This window comes from Gemella haemolysans, assembly GCF_901873445.1.
Lineage (GTDB): Bacteria > Bacillota > Bacilli > Staphylococcales > Gemellaceae > Gemella > Gemella haemolysans_C.
In genome coordinates, this window is the sequence record NZ_CABFLN010000001.1 from 1 (window position 1) to 16,508 (window position 16,508).

Below are 16,508 nucleotides of genomic sequence, written 5' to 3' on the forward strand. Positions count from 1 at the left end.
ATTCAAGAACTAAAATCTAATTTACAATGTTTAACTATTTAATTTCAATCAAAAAATTATCTTTTTAATATCTATTTTAAAAAAAAGGAATCATAAGCTTAAAGCTCATGACCCTTCTCATCAGTCCTAAATTTTGAAGAACCGATGTCTATACTTTATTATTTATCCGTCTTACCTCTACTTAAATTCAGAAAAGAATTAACTAATCCACCTAGTGCAGGAATTGCAAATACTCCTGCTCCAACATTATTTCCTTTATACGCTAATATTGCAGCACTTATTAACCCTATGATAGATATGGAAAATGCAAATACTAAGCCTAAGTTTTCATTTTTCACATTAGACTCTACTATTTTTTGTTCAATCTTTCTTCTATGCTCAGATTGTTCTTCTGCCATTTTCATAAACCTATCCGCACCATTAGGAATAATTTTATCAAATTCCCTTAGCATTTCTGGGGGAGGTACAGCTCCAGAGTATGTAATTGATCTACTCATCTCTAATTTCTGTATCATTTCACCCTTTTTATTATCAGGTAGTTCTATCATTTCTTTTTCTAATTCTTCTAGTTTTTTATCATCAGTATTAGCAGTATTTGTTTCTAAAGTCATTAAAACTTGCCCTCATATCATTTTCTACAGTTTTCCAATCAGAAGCTAAACTTTCTGAATCACTTAGTACTTTATATTCTTCTGATTTACTAAACATACTAGAGAACCCAAAAACAATTGCAATTCCTCTAATTAAGTTATATATAAATGATGTTTGTTTCATAAGAAACCCCTCCTTAGTTAAATTAATTATACTATTTAAAATAATAAAATTCAAGAATTAATAGTCACTTTCAATTATATTTTCAAAATAAAATTTAATATTTATTAATAAATTAGTACTATCTCATTATTATAAATAAAACAATAGTTTTTAAAAGTTTCATAGTTGTTACGTCACTCTAACACGCTGTATTTTACGTTCTAAGCGTTCTGATTATACTTTACCTTATAATTATACTCCTTGACCTCTTACAAGGTAAATAAAAGCTTATATATATTTACTGCATTAAGACACGGTATTCATGGTATTACTTTATAGGTTATAAATGTCAAGTTTTATCAAGTTTTTTATGTTATTTCATCTTTTAAAAATAAATGTAGTAATTTGTAGTATCTTCTTATCACTAACTATTCAAATAAATTGTACAGTTACTTTCCTATACAGCTAATTTATTCTTATCAAAAACTAAAGAAAAAGTTAAAAAGTACAGAAAAAAAGCGTACTAACAAAATTTCTCATTTGTTAATACGCTCTTATCCAATTTAATATTTTAGTTTTAGTCGTTATTAATTTCTATTATTTATGAAATCCATATAATATTTTTTAGAAAACTTCATTATACAACATATCATTAAAGCCAATGTTCCATTGCCAAAAACAAATAAACCTATCATTTTCCATATATTCAGATCTTTAATAGTAGCTATAGCTGCTATTATTGAAGCATTAACTCCTAAAACGGTAAATATAGTAAATACAACGCTCATAAGTGCTATTAAGTCAAATTTATGAGCACTTACCGAATTTGTTAAAGTAGTTATTTCTTGAGTGCTTGAATTTAGTTTAGTAGTTAAACTAGTAATTTTTTCTTTACTTGAATCTAATTCCCTAGTTAGTTCATCTATTAACTCTTTTTGTTTTGTATATAAATTATTCTTTTGACTTAAAGCTAATTCTGTATGTTCTATTATCTTAGCCATTATTCTAGCTTGCTTTCTGTCTACATCATATACTCCATTACTATTCTTTAATTTTTCAATTTTTCTAGTTAAACATTTTTTTAGCTCAGCTATAAAATCGCTTAAATCAATATCTTCTCCAACTTCAAAAATAAATCTAGTAAATGTAGAGTAAGGTAAATTATATTGCTTATATGTATTGGTAAAAGAAAAAAGTTCATCAAAATCTACTTCATCTATCATATCTGTCTCAATATATTTACTCAATACGTGTTTATATTTACTTTCAAACTGAGTTTGTTCATTTTTAATCTCTTTTAATAATTCTAATATATCATTATCACTCAAAGGGGGTTTTTTAGCCATTTATTACATCCTCTAAAGAATATTTTACATCACTAGTTCCATGATATATTTTATCAGCATTAGATTTCCAAAAGATATGTCTATGACTCTCTTCTACTAAAGAGAATGGATCTTTCTCTAAAAGAATTAATATGCTATTATTAAAGATATTTAAATCATTATCCTTTTTTCCACTATCTATAATAGCTCTTGAACCATATCCTCTATATTTTCTATATATTGAAGGAACTACCGGTCCATAACGCCAAACATAAAACGGTTCGTCATACATTTGAGATAATAACTCATGATTATCTTTCTGCTCTCTCATTGCGAAGTACATTACTTTTTGCAATTGAAGATTGCTTACTGATAAATTATTTTCATAAGCTACTGCCAATATATGATTTGCAAAATTTAACATACTCATGATAAATCTCCTCCTTTATAGATGTATCACTTTTTCATTGTGTTACATCCTCTATTTATATTGTACAATATTATGAACACTCTATCAACTTTTTTTATTGGCAGTTTTAATAACCGGGAAATAGAGAGTAAACTAGAATTGTTATATCAATAATTCTTTAAATAAAAAAATTTCAAACAAAAAAGTCTATCCTAAATTTTTCTAAGATAGGCTAAAACAAAGGAGACTATTCAAAACTTCCAAATATACAGTTATTTACTCCATCAATAAACTCACCAGTTGCTACATAGTTTTTAATACCACTAGCTCCAATGTAGCTAGTCCATACATACCCTTCAGCTATGCAGTAACTATCATAGTTTATCACTTCACCGTTACCATAAACTGCAACTACTTCTCCACTTAAACTTGGACTTCTTCTAACATTTAAAGCATCTATACCTACTGTAAAATGCCAATTTGGTTCTGTTAAATTGAACTCACTAAAATTCATATCTGAATTTACAGAATTAGAATTATTATCGTATGGAAATCTGAACCAACCAATTACTCCAGTAAAAACTCTAGTTATATATCTCGCTGAACCACCTACATATAATGCATCCCAATTACCAGCAACATTTTGTTCTATAGTTTCCATAGTCCACTTTATTCCTATAACGTTTTGTATCATTTACTTATATAGGCTTTTATTTAAGGTTTTTAATACTCTATATAGGCTTTTATGTCACTAAATGCCACTAATTTCTATAAGAGTTTTTATTCTCGTATTTTCCAGTAATTTTACTATATAGTTTTCAATGTAGTATTTTGTAGTAATTCTATATAGGATTTTACACTCACATTTTCCAACATTTCAACTTACACAGGATTTTATTCCAACATTTTCCAACAATTTAACTTTCGTACGAAAAAATATGTACAGTGACGGCGTGAAAGGTCGAACAACATGGTAGAGAGGTACTATCCCCCCTTTTAAAACTTCTTTTTGATATATATGTTTTTTTATATAAGGTTTTCTAAGGTTTTTGAAAACTCCTTTAAGACAGCCGAAACAGCCGATTTTAAAGCTATATAGATTTTTATACCAACATTTACCAACATTTATAGGTTTTATTTGTCAAGTTTTGACAAGTTTTTTTATCTATATAACATGTTTTTATGCCAACATTTGCCAACATTCTATACAACATGAATAACACTCATATTTCTTAAATTTTATCTATATATAGGTTTTTATTCCTACATTTTCCAACATTTTATACTACGCCTTATAGAATTTTATGCCACTAAAAGCCACTATCTCAACATTTACTATATAGGTTTTTACACTCTCATTTTCCAACATTTTATGTAAAAAAACGTTATTTTTACCTCTAAAAATGGTAGTTTTTGTTAGTAAAAAGTAGTTTTTTCATACTGCTGTTTAAAAGCTGTTTAACGTGTTTCAACTCAATTTAGTGTAATTATATCTATTTCCACACAGAAGCGGTCTAATAACTGCATATTACCGCTCATAATGGAAAAGAAATAGTCACTGTTCATTATTATTGTTTTTTCTCTATATACATTTCAAACCTTAGCATTTCTTAGCATTCTACCTTAGTAATTTATACCTTTTACCGCTTCTAAAAATAGTGTATTTTATGAATTTTTTCACGCTTCGTTCACGCTTCAATATAATTTTATCGTAAAAAAAAGACACCTAATCAATAGATGTCTTGGTTGTGTATATCAAGTTTTGTTCTTTGTTCATTCATTGTTCAATAGGTTTATATATCCAGTTTTTCAAGATACTCATTATGTAACTTCATACAGTAACGTTCACTTTTTAAACCTACCAGTCTTGCTACCTTTTGCCATTCTTCTAACATATAGTATCGCCACCAAAATATATACCTTATTCGTATATCTTCTATTTGGTCTATAACGCTTGATAGGTATTCTCTTTCTTTCTCTATTGCTATTTTGAGTTTACTTATCTTATTTTCAGTATCTTGTATTTTAGCTAATAGATTAGTACCAGTAAAATCATAGTTAGTTCTACTGCATGTTATTTTTACTTTTGTATAGTCCATGGTCTGAACATGTGATTTACTATGTTGTTTTTCTTGCAACTCTTCTACTAAGTCGTATAATCTATATAACTGTTCTGTTAAGGCTCTATACCTATTTAATTTTTGCTTTTTATCATTGTTCAATCTTTGTTCAGTGGTTTTGGTGGTTCTCTTTTTCTCATCCTTAATATACCCTTTCTCAGATAATATGTTAAATAAATTAATTTTATGTTCATTAATAACCTTGCTTTCTTCTTCAGTTGCCTTACGTGATAGATTAAAATATACAGTTATCAATAACTCTTGTATCTTGGCGGGGTGGGTGTTTAAATATTCTTTTATAGTGCTAGCTTCTTTAATAGTCTCATCTTCTGAATAGCGTTCTATTATTTTATCTAGCTTGATTAATTGTTCTCTTGATAACTGCATTATTTAAATTCCTTTCTTTCGTATTATATATTTACCATAAATCGCCTACAATGTATCCATTATCTTTTTTTAGATATCCACAATATAAAGCTTGTAACACTAAATACTCTAGTATCTTGTATTTCTCTAGTAAATACCATGAAATTTCATTATCTTCCATTCTATATTCTTCAGTATCTTTTTTCTTCTTAAGTGGCTTCATAATATCTATTTCTTCATCAAAACAGATATTCAATAATTCAATAGTTATATTATGCTTATTGTTTCTTGGTACTAGTCTTATATCACTACCATAATTTAAGCCTTTGTAAATTTTTTCTTCTTTACTATATACAAGAAATCCAACTTTTATTAGTCTACCTTGAATATATTCTAAAGGTTGCATATTCTGTTTTAACCAATTTCTAACCTCTAATATATCTTTACATGGGTACATAACTCTAAATTTTTGAAAATCTTTATCTGTTATCTTTTTATATTTTTTTCTTGATCTCTTTTTCATTACCACACCTCCTACTTTTAGAAAATCAATTCTTAAATTTAAAAAATAGAAATACCATAAATTTTTAAAGCGACAAGTTTTTATTTTTTTTCTTTTTTTCGCTTTCCCTATCCGTGGGGTAAGGACGGTACAAGGGGGCTAGCTTTAAAGCCCCTTGTCCGTATTACCCACATAGGGGGTTATTGCCACCTACCAGACTATATACATCGTAGATAGTATATAGTGGGGTGTCTGACAAAAATACTTGTCGTTTAATGTCGTTTAGTAATTCTTAAATTCTATTAATCGTTGATTTGATAACTTTTATATGCGACAAGTATTTTAATTTGTCATATTTGTCGTAAAAAAACGACAAGTATATATTAAAAAACGCTTTTTGTCGCATTGTCGCATAGCGTCATTTGTCGTTTTTGTCGTTTCTGTCGTGGATAAAATAAATATATTTATTTTTTTAATCATGGTTTTCACAAGTGAAATATCAAATATAAATATTTTACTTTATATATTTTATGGTTATATGTCGTTTATTTATTTTGGCATGTATTTTAAAACTAATAAATAAACTTTTCCGTTAATACGACAACTATTTATAACTTTAAAATGTCTGTGTCGTTTTATTAAATATTATTTTATTTTTAATACAAATCATCAATTAAAGTATAAGTATTATCTATTTTTATAATTTCACCATCGCAGTCTTTAATTTTTCGTTGTAACGTCCTTTTACTTATACCTAAATATTCCTGTAAATCTTTTGAGGTTGGATATTCTCCTTCTAGTTGTCTAAACTTCTGAATACTTTCAATAATCTGTTTTTTATTAGAAGCTTTATTAATATCTTTTGTTTTACGCTTATCTTTTTTAGGTAGAGTATCAACAGCCTTTTTCCCTACTTCTAGATTTTCAATATATTCTGATGTTACATTGTATAAATATGGAAAATAAAAATAATAGAAATAATCTTCTGATCCATTTTCTTTTGATACTATCTTCAGTTTATAAAATTTCCTACGATTAACCATTTTCATCTGTTCATCGATCTCTGCAATAATCTTTTCTTTTTCATAGTCTTCTAAGAAATCAAGGGTATTTATTCTTTCTTTTAGCTCAATTATCTCATTTTCTAAACCTTTGCTAATATCAAATTTAAAAGTAGTTAAAATTTCCGGAATGGTATTTTTCAAATATCCTATTACTTCATCACATTTAATAGTGTCTAAGTAATAATCAGAAGGATATAATTCTAAAAATTCAATATATACATCACAAAATAAATGTAATTTAGTATATTTAATTTGATTATCTGTTTCTATATTACCAATTCGTGGGGTAAAATTATCATGTGTAAATACAATAGCAGTATTTAAATTGAAAGCTAATCTAGATAATGTGGTTTTAACTGGGATACTATTATAATTTTGATTTTCTAATTGTGTACATGTATCAATAGTATCAATTATAATTAAATCATATTTTTCAAAACTAGCATTATTTATAAAATTACATAATTCATCAATTTTATTAAAACTTTCGTTTCTAACATCTAAAATTTCTAAATTTTCGTTAACCGCTTCATTTCTTCCTAATTTCTCTATTGTTTTCACAACATAACTAAATTTACTACTTGTATTAACAAACAGAACTTTCTTACCACTTACTTTAAATCTATCTAACCAATAACCATTGTTTATTATACTAATAGCTAAACTTATTACAACACTTGTTTTACAACTGTTAGCACTCCCGACTAAAGCCATTACTTCATGTTTATTTAGTAAACTAGTTATTATTTCATCATTATTATTAATTTGAATTACTTCTTTTAATTTTAATGGTTTTACATCTTCCATATTTTTACCCTTTCTGTGTATATAGTATTCATAATTACATCACCTCTTTTAATGCTTCTTTAACTTTGTCTAGTTTTTCATAGCATAAAATAGATAATTCTTCTGATGTATTAATAGCAATAGAATTAGTTAAATTATGTAAGTTGTTTCCGTTGTTTACTTTGTCCCAATACTTGAGTAATTCTTCACTACTTATTGTTGAATTTTTTAATTCTTCAGGTGTTAGTACCTTAATTGCGTTTGTATGAGTTGCTAATAACTCCATTGAAACCTGTAGACTTGTCAACCTTTGTTCTATTTCCTCAATGTGTTTAATCACTTCTTGTTTATCCATTTTTATTATCTCCATTCTATTTTTATTTTAAGAAGCGGTAATAATACTGCCTTTATTAACTTCTTTGATATGTGCTAGATACCTTTATTTTAAATTGTGTTTTCTTTCAAAAACTTGTTTACTTCACTTTCAAGATAAATATACTGCCTACCTACTTTAGTAGGTCTTAAACCGCGTCTATTTAAGTCTGATAAGGTATCAACTCCAATTCCTAAGGTTTCACATAGTTCTTTTTGGTTGTATCGTTTATCTTGCTTTATTTCATCTTGTAAGATGTCTTTTACTATCTCACGTACTGCCTTAATCACTTCTTGTTCAAATTCTACACTGAACATATAATCACTCTCCTTTTAGTAAATGCTGTCCGTTAGCATAGCTAGTATATAAATAAATGCTGTTATGAATGGTATGAATACCACTGCACAACAAAAAGTATTAATGTATAGATCTTTATTTTCCATACTTAAAACTCCTTTCTTGTGTTATAATGTAAGAAAGTATTTTTGATAAATACTTGTCTTTAACCTTTTAAGTAGTTGAGTTGGTGGCTTGATACTTGAAAGGTTTTTGACATTTTTGACTCAAAGCGTCTAAAAAAATATACTTTCCAAAGTCTCTTCGGGAAAACTTTTTTTAAAATAGTTAGTAAGTATAACTTTTTCACTATCGGTAAATTTCTGTTTACGTTCCTTTTTACAATAAGTCCCTTGAGATATATTTAAATAGTCAGCCATATCAGATTGCCTTTTGTTTAGTGCCTCTCTAAAAGCCTTTACTTTATTAATTCTTACTGTATTCATTATTATCACCTCCTATTTTTTTGACTCTTTTGACACAATTAAATATTACCATTCATTTTTTTAGTTGTCAAGAATATTTTTGACATTTTTGACATTTTTTATTCCTTTTTTATAATAAATATTGTATAATGGTATCAATAAAATAAAATTAAGGATGTGTATTATGAAATTTAATGTTGATAAAATTAAAGTCGGTGAGCGTATATTTAACATAAGGAATAGTTTAAATTTGACTTTAGAACAATTTGGAAAAGATAAAGACATAAACGCTGAACGTAGTAATGCTTCAAAATGGGAACGTGGAGCAACTTTACCTAATCGTTCTAGATTAAAAGCAATAGCTAAAAAAGGAAATATGACTGTAAATGAATTATTATATGGTTCTATTGATGAATTTTTGGATAATAATTTAGTTTCTATACTTGAATATCAAACTGGAAACAAAGTATCATCTAACGAAGAGTATTCAATCGCTAGACTTCAGTTTAAAAAATGGTTAGAAGATAGAAATATAACATTAGAAAATATCAATTATATTTATGATTATATTGACCAAAATAATGCTTCATGGAATCCTTGGAATATTGATATTAATTATTTAGAAACTATGGAAAATATAAGGGTTAATATGCAAGACGGTACATATTCTCTAGTACCATTAATTGAAATGTTAACAGCGAAAGATAGAAAACAACTTATTAAAAAAGTTATATCAAAACTTAAGACTTATCAATTATCAGATAGTGATAAGAAATATATACAAAGTATAGAAGATGGTTATGCTAAAGAATTGAAGAATGAGGTAGAGAATGGAAAATAAAGAAAAAATCAATATTTCAGACTTAATAAAAGGATTAGCAGAGAGAGAAAAAAATGCAGTTCTAATACATAAAGATTTAGAAAATATAATGGATAATTTGACTGAGGAAGAAATCTCTCGTAATCTAGTTTCACTTAAACTTATGGATTTATTGCATATTAAATCAAATCTAGAAAATACTAAAGCAGCATTTACTAGATCAGAAAATGCTATTAAACCGCTTTTATCATCAGCGCTTAGTTTTGGTTTAGGTGCATTATCAGTAGGCATAAATAAAGCAGAAACTTTAAAAGAGATATGTATTTATACTGGATATCTAGTTTTTCTAGTTATTTGTTTTCTTGGTTATATAAAATATCTTTTGTTCCAAAAAATTGATTATCATGATAATAATGTTGATGTAATTTTATCGCTTACTAATTTAGTAATTGATAACCAAAAAGAAAAGTTAAAAAATAATTTAAGTATAGATGATAATAAAAAAGTAATCGATGGATCAGTACAAGGAAAAAAAGAAAATAAGGAGAAAAGTAATAAAAAAAGAGATAATAAAAATTATAAGAAAAAACAAAAAAGCACCAGTAAATAATTACTAGCGCTTTACGGATTTAATAAAAATGAAAAACATACTTTATTAAAGAATATATACATATTATATCATATAAATGCTGTTATATCAATGTTTCCGCTTCTTAATTAAAACCACAAGCTATTTAAACCGTTTCTAAGCGTTCCAATTGTTAAAAGGTGTAATTACATTACCTAACCTTTAAAAATCTTACCACGTCCATTATATAAGGTGATTTTCACCTAATCATTTATTAATTTCTTTGATATGTGCTAGATAGAAAGGAAACGGAAAAATGATTAAAGAATATATAAATAAACGTGACAATAAAAAATATTACATGGTAAAACTTTATCTAGGTATAGACGATAAAGGACGACGAAAAGAAACTACTAGACGTGGTTTTAAAACTAAAAAAGAAGCTCAACTATGTGAAGCTAAGATTAAAACTGAAATAGCTAATAATGGTTTATTAAATACAGATGTTACAACATTTAAAGAAATATATGAATTATGGTACGAGGGTTACCAACATACTATTAAAGAAAGTACTTTACTTGTTAATCAACACATCTTTAATTTACTACTTGATAAATTAGAAAATATGCAATTAAAAAAGATTACTCTACCTTATTGCCAAAAAATCATTAACAATTACAGCAAGAGTTTTTCACTTGCTGTTCTTAAAAAAATAAAGATCTATGGTAGCATGATTTTAGATTATGCTGTTAAGATGAAAGTTATCTACAGTAACCCTATGAAAGATGTTTTGTTACCTAAGAAAGATGATGATATTACTTCAGATGATAAGGATAAATATTACTCTAAAGAAGAGTTAAAACAATTCCTTACTTTAGTTGACAATGAGAACGATATAAAACTAACTGCAATGTTTAGGGTTTTAGCTTTTACAGGTATTCGTAAAGGTGAGTTACAGGCTCTTGAATGGTCTGATATTGACTTCACCAACAATACAATTAATATAAATAAGACGTTAGCATTGAATACAGAAAAAAAAGTAGTTGTTCAAACTCCTAAAAGTAAAAGTAGTGTAAGAAATATTAGTATTGATGAACAAACCGCCAATATTTTAAAACGTTGGAAATTAAACCAAAAGGAAAGGTTTTTAATGGTTGGTACAAGAGTAAAGAAACAACAACCTTGTTTTACTGATGAGGTTACAAACTCTTATTTATACCTAAATTTCATGAATGCTAATTTAAAACGTATCTGTAAAAAGCACGAGTTTAAAGAAATTAAAGTACATGGTTTCAGACACACACATTGTAGCTTACTTTTTGAAAGTGGTGTTACCATTCAAGAGGTACAAGAAAGATTAGGTCACTCTGACTTAAAAACAACAATGAGTATTTATGCTCACGTAACAGAAAAACAAAAAGAAGAAGTTGGGAAAAAATTCGCAAAATACGTAAATTTTTAATGTGTGGGTCAAGTGTGGGTCAAGTGGAAAAACAAAAAGCCTTAAACGTTGATACTTTAAGGCTTCTCTAACTTTATTATTTAGTTTCTCTGTGTAAAGTCACTTTTTTTAATCTTGGACAGTATTTTTTAAGTTCAATACGGTCCGGATTATTTCTTTTGTTCTTTTTAGTAATGTAGTTTCTGTCACCACATTCTGTACAAGCTAATGTTACATTTACGCGCATTAATATAACCTCCTATAAAATTTAATCTTAACAACTTTTTCATACAACAAAATATATTATAACATTACTTTATAAATATTTCTAGTATAAAGTGTAAATTTTTTAAATTTTTTTAAGAAATATGACTTTAAATTACGTAAATCGTTTCTATCGATTACTCACCAAATACTTTATAGTAATCTTGTTTGAATTTTTCTATTCCAATATCAGTTAATGGATGTTTAACCATTTGTTTAATTACAGAATAAGGAACAGTAGCAATATCGCACCCTAATTTAGCACATTCAGTAACATGAATTGGATTTCTTACACTTGCAGCGATAATTTGTGTATCAATATCATTATTAGCGAAAATTTCCACTATCTCTTCTATTAATAATAATCCATTATGAGAAATATCATCTAATCTACCTAAAAATGGAGAAACATATGTCGCTCCAGCTCTAGCTGCTAATAACGCTTGAGTTGGACTAAAGATTAGAGTAACATTTGTTTTAATTCCCTCTTTTTTTAATACATTTACAGCTTTTAATCCATCTTCAGTCATTGGAATTTTAACAACCATATTTGGATGGATTTTCGCAATTTCCCTTGCTTCTTCTATCATATCCTTCCAATCAGTAGTAGTTGCTTTTACTTCCCCACTAATAGGACCGTCCACTATTGATGTAATCTCCTTGATTACTTCTTTAAAATCACGTCCTTCTTTTGCGATTAACGATGGATTTGTAGTTACTCCACAAATTACCCCTAATTCATTAGCATTTCTAATATCTTCAACATTTGCTGTATCTATAAAAAATTTCATTGTATTATCTCCTCTCATTCTATAGTAATTTCATAATATCACATTCAGAAAGTGTTTTCAATTTTGTAGCTTGAATAATAATTATTTCTTTATTGTTTTTCACACCAATATATGATAGAATAACACTATAATTAGGAGGCAGATGATGAAGAAATTTTTAGAAAAAGTACCATATTTAATTTTTTCTTTCTTTTTATTTATAATACTCCCTCTGTGTTCTTATTTTATATCAAATAGATCAGGTATGATAATTTTATTATTAATTATCTTATATCCTGTTATTAGTTTTCTAATTTCGTTTCTATATGCATATAATAAAGAAGACTTTAGCTATATTTTCTCATTTATTATAGGAATTTTTTATATATTATCATGTTTAATCATTTTAAACTTTGATATTCTTATCTATGGTTTAGGTTATATATTCTTCAGCCTTTGTGGTCAAGGGACTGGTTTTTTAATTGGGAAGTTTCGAAAACGTAAAAAAAGAGCTAAACAGAGTTAGTTGAATTTATTAAAAAAGAGAAGAAGTGTTCATATTTTACAAACACTTCTTCTCTTTTTGTTAAGAGCATTAAATCTTTAAAGGTTTAACTTATATTTCATATCCTAAAAGCATTCCACCTTCTTCTCCGTAAAAACTACAGATTCCAGATGTGGGAACAACAATAAATTCTACTTCAGAAAATTTTTCTTTTAATTTTTCTTCTATTTTTTTACAAATATTTTCATTATTTCTATGAGTAATTACAGCTCTTCCACCTTTGTAGCCGGCTTTAATCATTTCATCAACTACGGTAGAAATAGCTTTTTTCTCACCACGCACTTTATGAAGTAAATGTAGGGTTCCTTCAGTACTCGCTTCTCCCACCATACGCATATTCAATAATCCTACTACTGCAGCTGCTAACTTAGATAAACGTCCATTTTTCACAAGATTATCCACCTTTTCTAATGAGAAAATAAGTTTTGTATTTTTTTGATACTCATTCATTTTTTCAACTACTTCATCAAAAGATAGCCCATCTTTTATTAATTCGTTTATCTTAAGAAGGAATAAGTCATTTTGTCCACCAGCAGAAAGTGTATTAACTATGTGAATATTAACATTTTCATTTTCTTCTTTCAACATCTTCTCACCGATTACTGCACTGTTATAACTCCCTGACATTCCACCAGTTAAAGTTAAAACTATTACATTATCTGCACCTCTATATGCTGAAAGATACGCCTCCGGACTAGGACATGCTGATCTTGCTGACTCAGAACTAGCATACATTTCTTCCATCATTTTATCAATATCTAAATCTAAGGAATCAACAAAAACCTTATCTTCTATTTGCAATGAAAATGGTACTCGCTCATAAGAGACATTTTCCGCTTTATTAGGAATTTCTCTAAAATCGCAAGCAGTATCAACTACAATTTTCCACTCCATAATTTACCTCCAAGTATTTTATTTTAACTTTTCTACTAGATCATGTGTTTTTTTATATAATCTCACAGTATCACAGGCTGCCACTATTACTTCTGCTAGTCCCTCTCTCTTCTCGCCATTCATACACATAACAAAATTATCATACATCTCTTCAGAACTTCCCTCTGAAGTCAAGCTATTTATTGTCTTACTAATCTCTTGAATTGAGAATACATTTTTTAAACATGTAATTACTATTAATCTTGCTAATTGTTTTCGATTATATTTTTTCTTAATTGGTTTATCTAAGTGAGCATTTTTTACATAATTATTTATCATCGCTGAAGTTAAACCTTTATCATCATCGACAATTGAGGAGTTATCTAATCGATTAACGTATAATAGTACTTGATCTAAGTACAAATCAATATCTGGTAACTCAGACCATTTTGGATATACTTTGTTCAAATTCTTTTCTCCTTCTTATCTAGTTCTGATAATCACATTATATAGTTTTTCAAAATTAGAGTCAAGTGATTATACAAGTAAAATAAAAAAAATTTTGTAGTATTTAAATTTACCACAAAATTTTTACTATTTAGCTAATTTTATTTTTTTCTTAATTCCTCTTCTCATATATAGATAGTAGAATAAGACACCTAAAGCATATACTGCAAGTCCTATTATCCAACCTATCCATAAACCTTCTATACCAATACCTTGTTTAAAAACAAAATAATAAGCTGTAGGAATACCTACTAGATAATAACCAATAAACATTACCACACAAATCGGTACAACTTTTTTGTATCCGCGAAGTACTCCTGCTAGTGCTGATGCAAATGAATCACAAATAGCAAAACCAATTGCAAATAATAATAGCTCTGCTGTTAAATTAATTACTCCACTATCATTAGTATATAAGTATGGAATTTTTGTATCAAATAACCAGACGATTATTCCAGCTATTATAGAAAATATCATTCCCATTATTACCGTCAGTTTTGTATACTCTGTTGCCATTTTATAGTCTTTTGCTCCTACATGAAATGCTATTATAATTGTTGCAGTATTCGCAACACTAACTGGTAAAGTATATAAAAATCCAGAGAAATTTAACGCAGCTTGATGGGAAGCAATAACTGTAGTATCAAAACGTGATACCATTAAAGATAACGTTGAAAAAACAACCGTCTCAAGTGCTGTAGCTAGAGCTATTGGAACTCCTAGCTTAAAGATTTCTCCCCATTTTTCAAATTTAATTTTTTCTTTTTCGAATATTTTATACTTATTAATTTTAGGGTTTGTTAGTACTATAAATAATGCGATGAAAAATAATACTGTATATGTTACTGAAACAGCAATTGCATTTCCAGCTCCACCAAGCTCTGGCATACCAAACTTCCCAAAAATGAAACTATACGCGAAAAATACATTTACAGGTACAGACACTATCATCATTATCATCGATAATCTTGTCAATCCTAAACTATCTATAAACGAACGTAAAACTACATACAAGAAGATTGATAGCACTCCAAAACTTTCATAAAACAGATAGTTCTTAGTTATTTCTGCAATATTACTATCCATACCTAATTGGTCTACTATTGGTGTTGCTAAAGTATTTAACCCAATAATTAAAACAATACTAATAATTACAGCTATGTACAGAAATTGTCTAACTACTGTAGGTATCTCTTCTTCTTTATTTTTTCCAATCAATTGTGAAACTATTGGAATTAATGCTAAGACGATCGCATTTAAAGTATACATAATTGGATTCCAAATATTAACACCCATACTCACACCAGCTAAATCTGTAGGACTATAGTGTCCCGCCATAAACGTTCCAATCATCCCAGATGAATATGAAATTACTTGATACACTAAAACAGGCAATAGTAATTTAATAAGAATACTTGCTCTTTCAGAAAAGTTTTTTCCTTGATACATATGTTCTCTCCTTTATATATTTTTTCTTTTTTCACACAAAAAAAATCCAAAAGCGAATTTACTTTTAGATATCATCGATTTATACTATATGCAACCGAGACTTGAATAGATTAAAAAACCGTTAGTCTAATCGCCAACTCAACCTCGACAAAAACTCACACCCACAATAGACTTACTTAATGCTGCTTCCTTCCGGACCTGACATGGTTCATAAGTATTGCGTCGTAAGGTGCCTTAGTCTCAACATTACGTGTTAAACTCGACATTCCCTATTCTACCCGCATCTCGGTATTCGGTCTTGCTAAAGCGGATTGCAAGTACAGGGCACCGCTAACTCCCCACCTAGCATTTTTTAATTATAACAAATTTAAATATAAAAAGCAAGGAATTAATAAAATTTATAAAATAAACTCCAAATTAGTACTTCATATAGTAGCATTATAATTTTTCAACATAATATCTACTACAAAAATACTATTTTGGAGTTTTTCTAACATTTATTATTTTAACTTATTTAATTCACTTAATTCTAAGATACATTCACCTTCACTAATAACTAAACAAGGTATACCAATTCTCATATTTCCTCTTATTTCTTCAAACTGAGTGTATGTGTCTCTTACAAATAAGAACTCTTTAAAGTTTTTCAACGAAGACATAACTTCTACTTCTTTATAAGTAATTCCTAATTCTGCTAGTTTTTCTTTAAATGGTGCAGTATCTGGACAAGTTTCTGCAAAGTATAAAATATATTCCATAATAATCTCCTTTTATAAAATCTTTCTTTTATTA

General features: G+C 27.7%; 21 protein-coding genes and 1 other RNA gene. 4 read left to right on the plus strand and 18 right to left on the minus strand.

Annotation, left to right across the window (positions count from 1 at the left end):
* Positions 1-158: 158 nt before the first annotated feature.
* The 11 genes from JX287_RS00005 to JX287_RS00055 all read right to left on the minus strand — a co-directional run bounded on the left by JX287_RS00005 (position 159) and on the right by JX287_RS00055 (position 8,480).
* Positions 159-611 (minus strand): DUF2335 domain-containing protein, encoded by a 453-nt coding sequence (locus JX287_RS00005; RefSeq protein ID WP_204641197.1) that lies wholly within the window; start codon positions 609-611, stop codon positions 159-161.
* Positions 586-774 carry a hypothetical protein gene (locus tag JX287_RS00010; protein WP_204641198.1) on the minus strand — a complete coding sequence of 63 codons (189 nt, stop codon included), beginning with the start codon at positions 772-774 and terminating at the stop codon, positions 586-588. The genes JX287_RS00005 and JX287_RS00010 overlap by 26 nt, the downstream gene beginning before the upstream one ends.
* 566 nt (positions 775-1,340) lie before the next feature.
* Positions 1,341-2,099 (minus strand): hypothetical protein, encoded by a 759-nt coding sequence (locus JX287_RS00015; protein ID WP_204641199.1) that lies wholly within the window; start codon positions 2,097-2,099, stop codon positions 1,341-1,343.
* Positions 2,092-2,508 (minus strand): Panacea domain-containing protein, encoded by a 417-nt coding sequence (locus tag JX287_RS00020; RefSeq protein ID WP_204641200.1) that lies wholly within the window; start codon positions 2,506-2,508, stop codon positions 2,092-2,094. Before JX287_RS00020 ends, JX287_RS00015 begins: the two co-directional genes overlap by 8 nt.
* Before the next feature lie 226 nt (positions 2,509-2,734).
* Positions 2,735-3,148, minus strand: a complete 414-nt coding sequence (locus JX287_RS09010; protein ID WP_275576612.1) for an SH3 domain-containing protein — start codon at positions 3,146-3,148, stop codon at positions 2,735-2,737.
* Between the two features lie 1,132 nt (positions 3,149-4,280).
* Positions 4,281-4,994 (minus strand): hypothetical protein, encoded by a 714-nt coding sequence (locus JX287_RS00030; protein ID WP_204641202.1) that lies wholly within the window; start codon positions 4,992-4,994, stop codon positions 4,281-4,283.
* Positions 4,995-5,025: 31 nt separating this feature from the next.
* Positions 5,026-5,496 (minus strand): hypothetical protein, encoded by a 471-nt coding sequence (locus JX287_RS00035; RefSeq protein WP_204641203.1) that lies wholly within the window; start codon positions 5,494-5,496, stop codon positions 5,026-5,028.
* A 635-nt stretch (positions 5,497-6,131) separates the two neighbouring features.
* Positions 6,132-7,346, minus strand: coding sequence for an AAA family ATPase (locus tag JX287_RS00040; protein WP_204641204.1), 1,215 nt, complete (start codon positions 7,344-7,346; stop codon positions 6,132-6,134).
* A 34-nt stretch (positions 7,347-7,380) separates the two neighbouring features.
* The gene (locus JX287_RS00045; protein ID WP_204641205.1) at positions 7,381-7,680 is read right to left on the minus strand and encodes a hypothetical protein; all 300 of its coding nucleotides are present in this window, start codon (positions 7,678-7,680) and stop codon (positions 7,381-7,383) included.
* A gap of 89 nt (positions 7,681-7,769) precedes the next feature.
* Positions 7,770-8,015 (minus strand): helix-turn-helix domain-containing protein, encoded by a 246-nt coding sequence (locus JX287_RS00050; RefSeq protein ID WP_204641206.1) that lies wholly within the window; start codon positions 8,013-8,015, stop codon positions 7,770-7,772.
* Positions 8,016-8,270: 255 nt separating this feature from the next.
* Positions 8,271-8,480 carry a transcriptional regulator gene (locus JX287_RS00055; RefSeq protein ID WP_204641207.1) on the minus strand — a complete coding sequence of 70 codons (210 nt, stop codon included), beginning with the start codon at positions 8,478-8,480 and terminating at the stop codon, positions 8,271-8,273.
* A 163-nt stretch (positions 8,481-8,643) separates the two neighbouring features.
* On the opposite strand from JX287_RS00055, the gene JX287_RS00060 reads away from it, so the two are divergent.
* From JX287_RS00060 to JX287_RS00070, 3 genes are all read left to right on the plus strand, one after another.
* The gene (locus tag JX287_RS00060; RefSeq protein ID WP_204641208.1) at positions 8,644-9,300 is read left to right on the plus strand and encodes a helix-turn-helix domain-containing protein; all 657 of its coding nucleotides are present in this window, start codon (positions 8,644-8,646) and stop codon (positions 9,298-9,300) included.
* Positions 9,290-9,889, plus strand: coding sequence for a hypothetical protein (locus tag JX287_RS00065; RefSeq protein ID WP_204641209.1), 600 nt, complete (start codon positions 9,290-9,292; stop codon positions 9,887-9,889). Before JX287_RS00060 ends, JX287_RS00065 begins: the two co-directional genes overlap by 11 nt.
* Before the next feature lie 274 nt (positions 9,890-10,163).
* Positions 10,164-11,309 carry a site-specific integrase gene (locus JX287_RS00070; protein ID WP_204641210.1) on the plus strand — a complete coding sequence of 382 codons (1,146 nt, stop codon included), beginning with the start codon at positions 10,164-10,166 and terminating at the stop codon, positions 11,307-11,309.
* Between the two features lie 76 nt (positions 11,310-11,385).
* On the opposite strand, the gene rpmG is transcribed toward JX287_RS00070, so the two are convergent.
* Positions 11,386-11,535: a 50S ribosomal protein L33 gene (rpmG, locus tag JX287_RS00075; RefSeq protein ID WP_003145675.1), complete on the minus strand. Its 150-nt coding sequence runs from the start codon at positions 11,533-11,535 to the stop codon at positions 11,386-11,388.
* 154 nt (positions 11,536-11,689) lie between these two features.
* On the minus strand, positions 11,690-12,343 hold the full coding sequence (fsa, locus tag JX287_RS00080; RefSeq protein WP_204641211.1) for a fructose-6-phosphate aldolase: 654 nt from the start codon (positions 12,341-12,343) through the stop codon (positions 11,690-11,692).
* A 145-nt stretch (positions 12,344-12,488) separates the two neighbouring features.
* Between fsa and JX287_RS00085 the strand changes: the two genes are divergently transcribed.
* Positions 12,489-12,848 carry a hypothetical protein gene (locus JX287_RS00085; protein ID WP_204641212.1) on the plus strand — a complete coding sequence of 120 codons (360 nt, stop codon included), beginning with the start codon at positions 12,489-12,491 and terminating at the stop codon, positions 12,846-12,848.
* 90 nt (positions 12,849-12,938) lie between these two features.
* Here JX287_RS00085 and JX287_RS00090 read toward each other — a convergent pair whose 3' ends face one another.
* The 5 genes from JX287_RS00090 to JX287_RS00110 form a co-directional block, all read right to left on the minus strand.
* On the minus strand, positions 12,939-13,781 hold the full coding sequence (locus JX287_RS00090; RefSeq protein WP_204641213.1) for a DegV family protein: 843 nt from the start codon (positions 13,779-13,781) through the stop codon (positions 12,939-12,941).
* An 18-nt stretch (positions 13,782-13,799) separates the two neighbouring features.
* Positions 13,800-14,228 carry a DUF1836 domain-containing protein gene (locus JX287_RS00095; protein ID WP_204641214.1) on the minus strand — a complete coding sequence of 143 codons (429 nt, stop codon included), beginning with the start codon at positions 14,226-14,228 and terminating at the stop codon, positions 13,800-13,802.
* Positions 14,229-14,354: 126 nt separating this feature from the next.
* Positions 14,355-15,716, minus strand: a complete 1,362-nt coding sequence (locus JX287_RS00100; RefSeq protein ID WP_204641215.1) for an MATE family efflux transporter — start codon at positions 15,714-15,716, stop codon at positions 14,355-14,357.
* Positions 15,717-15,802: 86 nt separating this feature from the next.
* Positions 15,803-16,067: signal recognition particle sRNA large type (gene ffs, locus JX287_RS00105), an RNA gene on the minus strand.
* Positions 16,068-16,216: 149 nt separating this feature from the next.
* The gene (locus tag JX287_RS00110; protein ID WP_204641216.1) at positions 16,217-16,474 is read right to left on the minus strand and encodes a hypothetical protein; all 258 of its coding nucleotides are present in this window, start codon (positions 16,472-16,474) and stop codon (positions 16,217-16,219) included.
* Between the last annotated feature and the right edge of the window lie 34 nt (positions 16,475-16,508).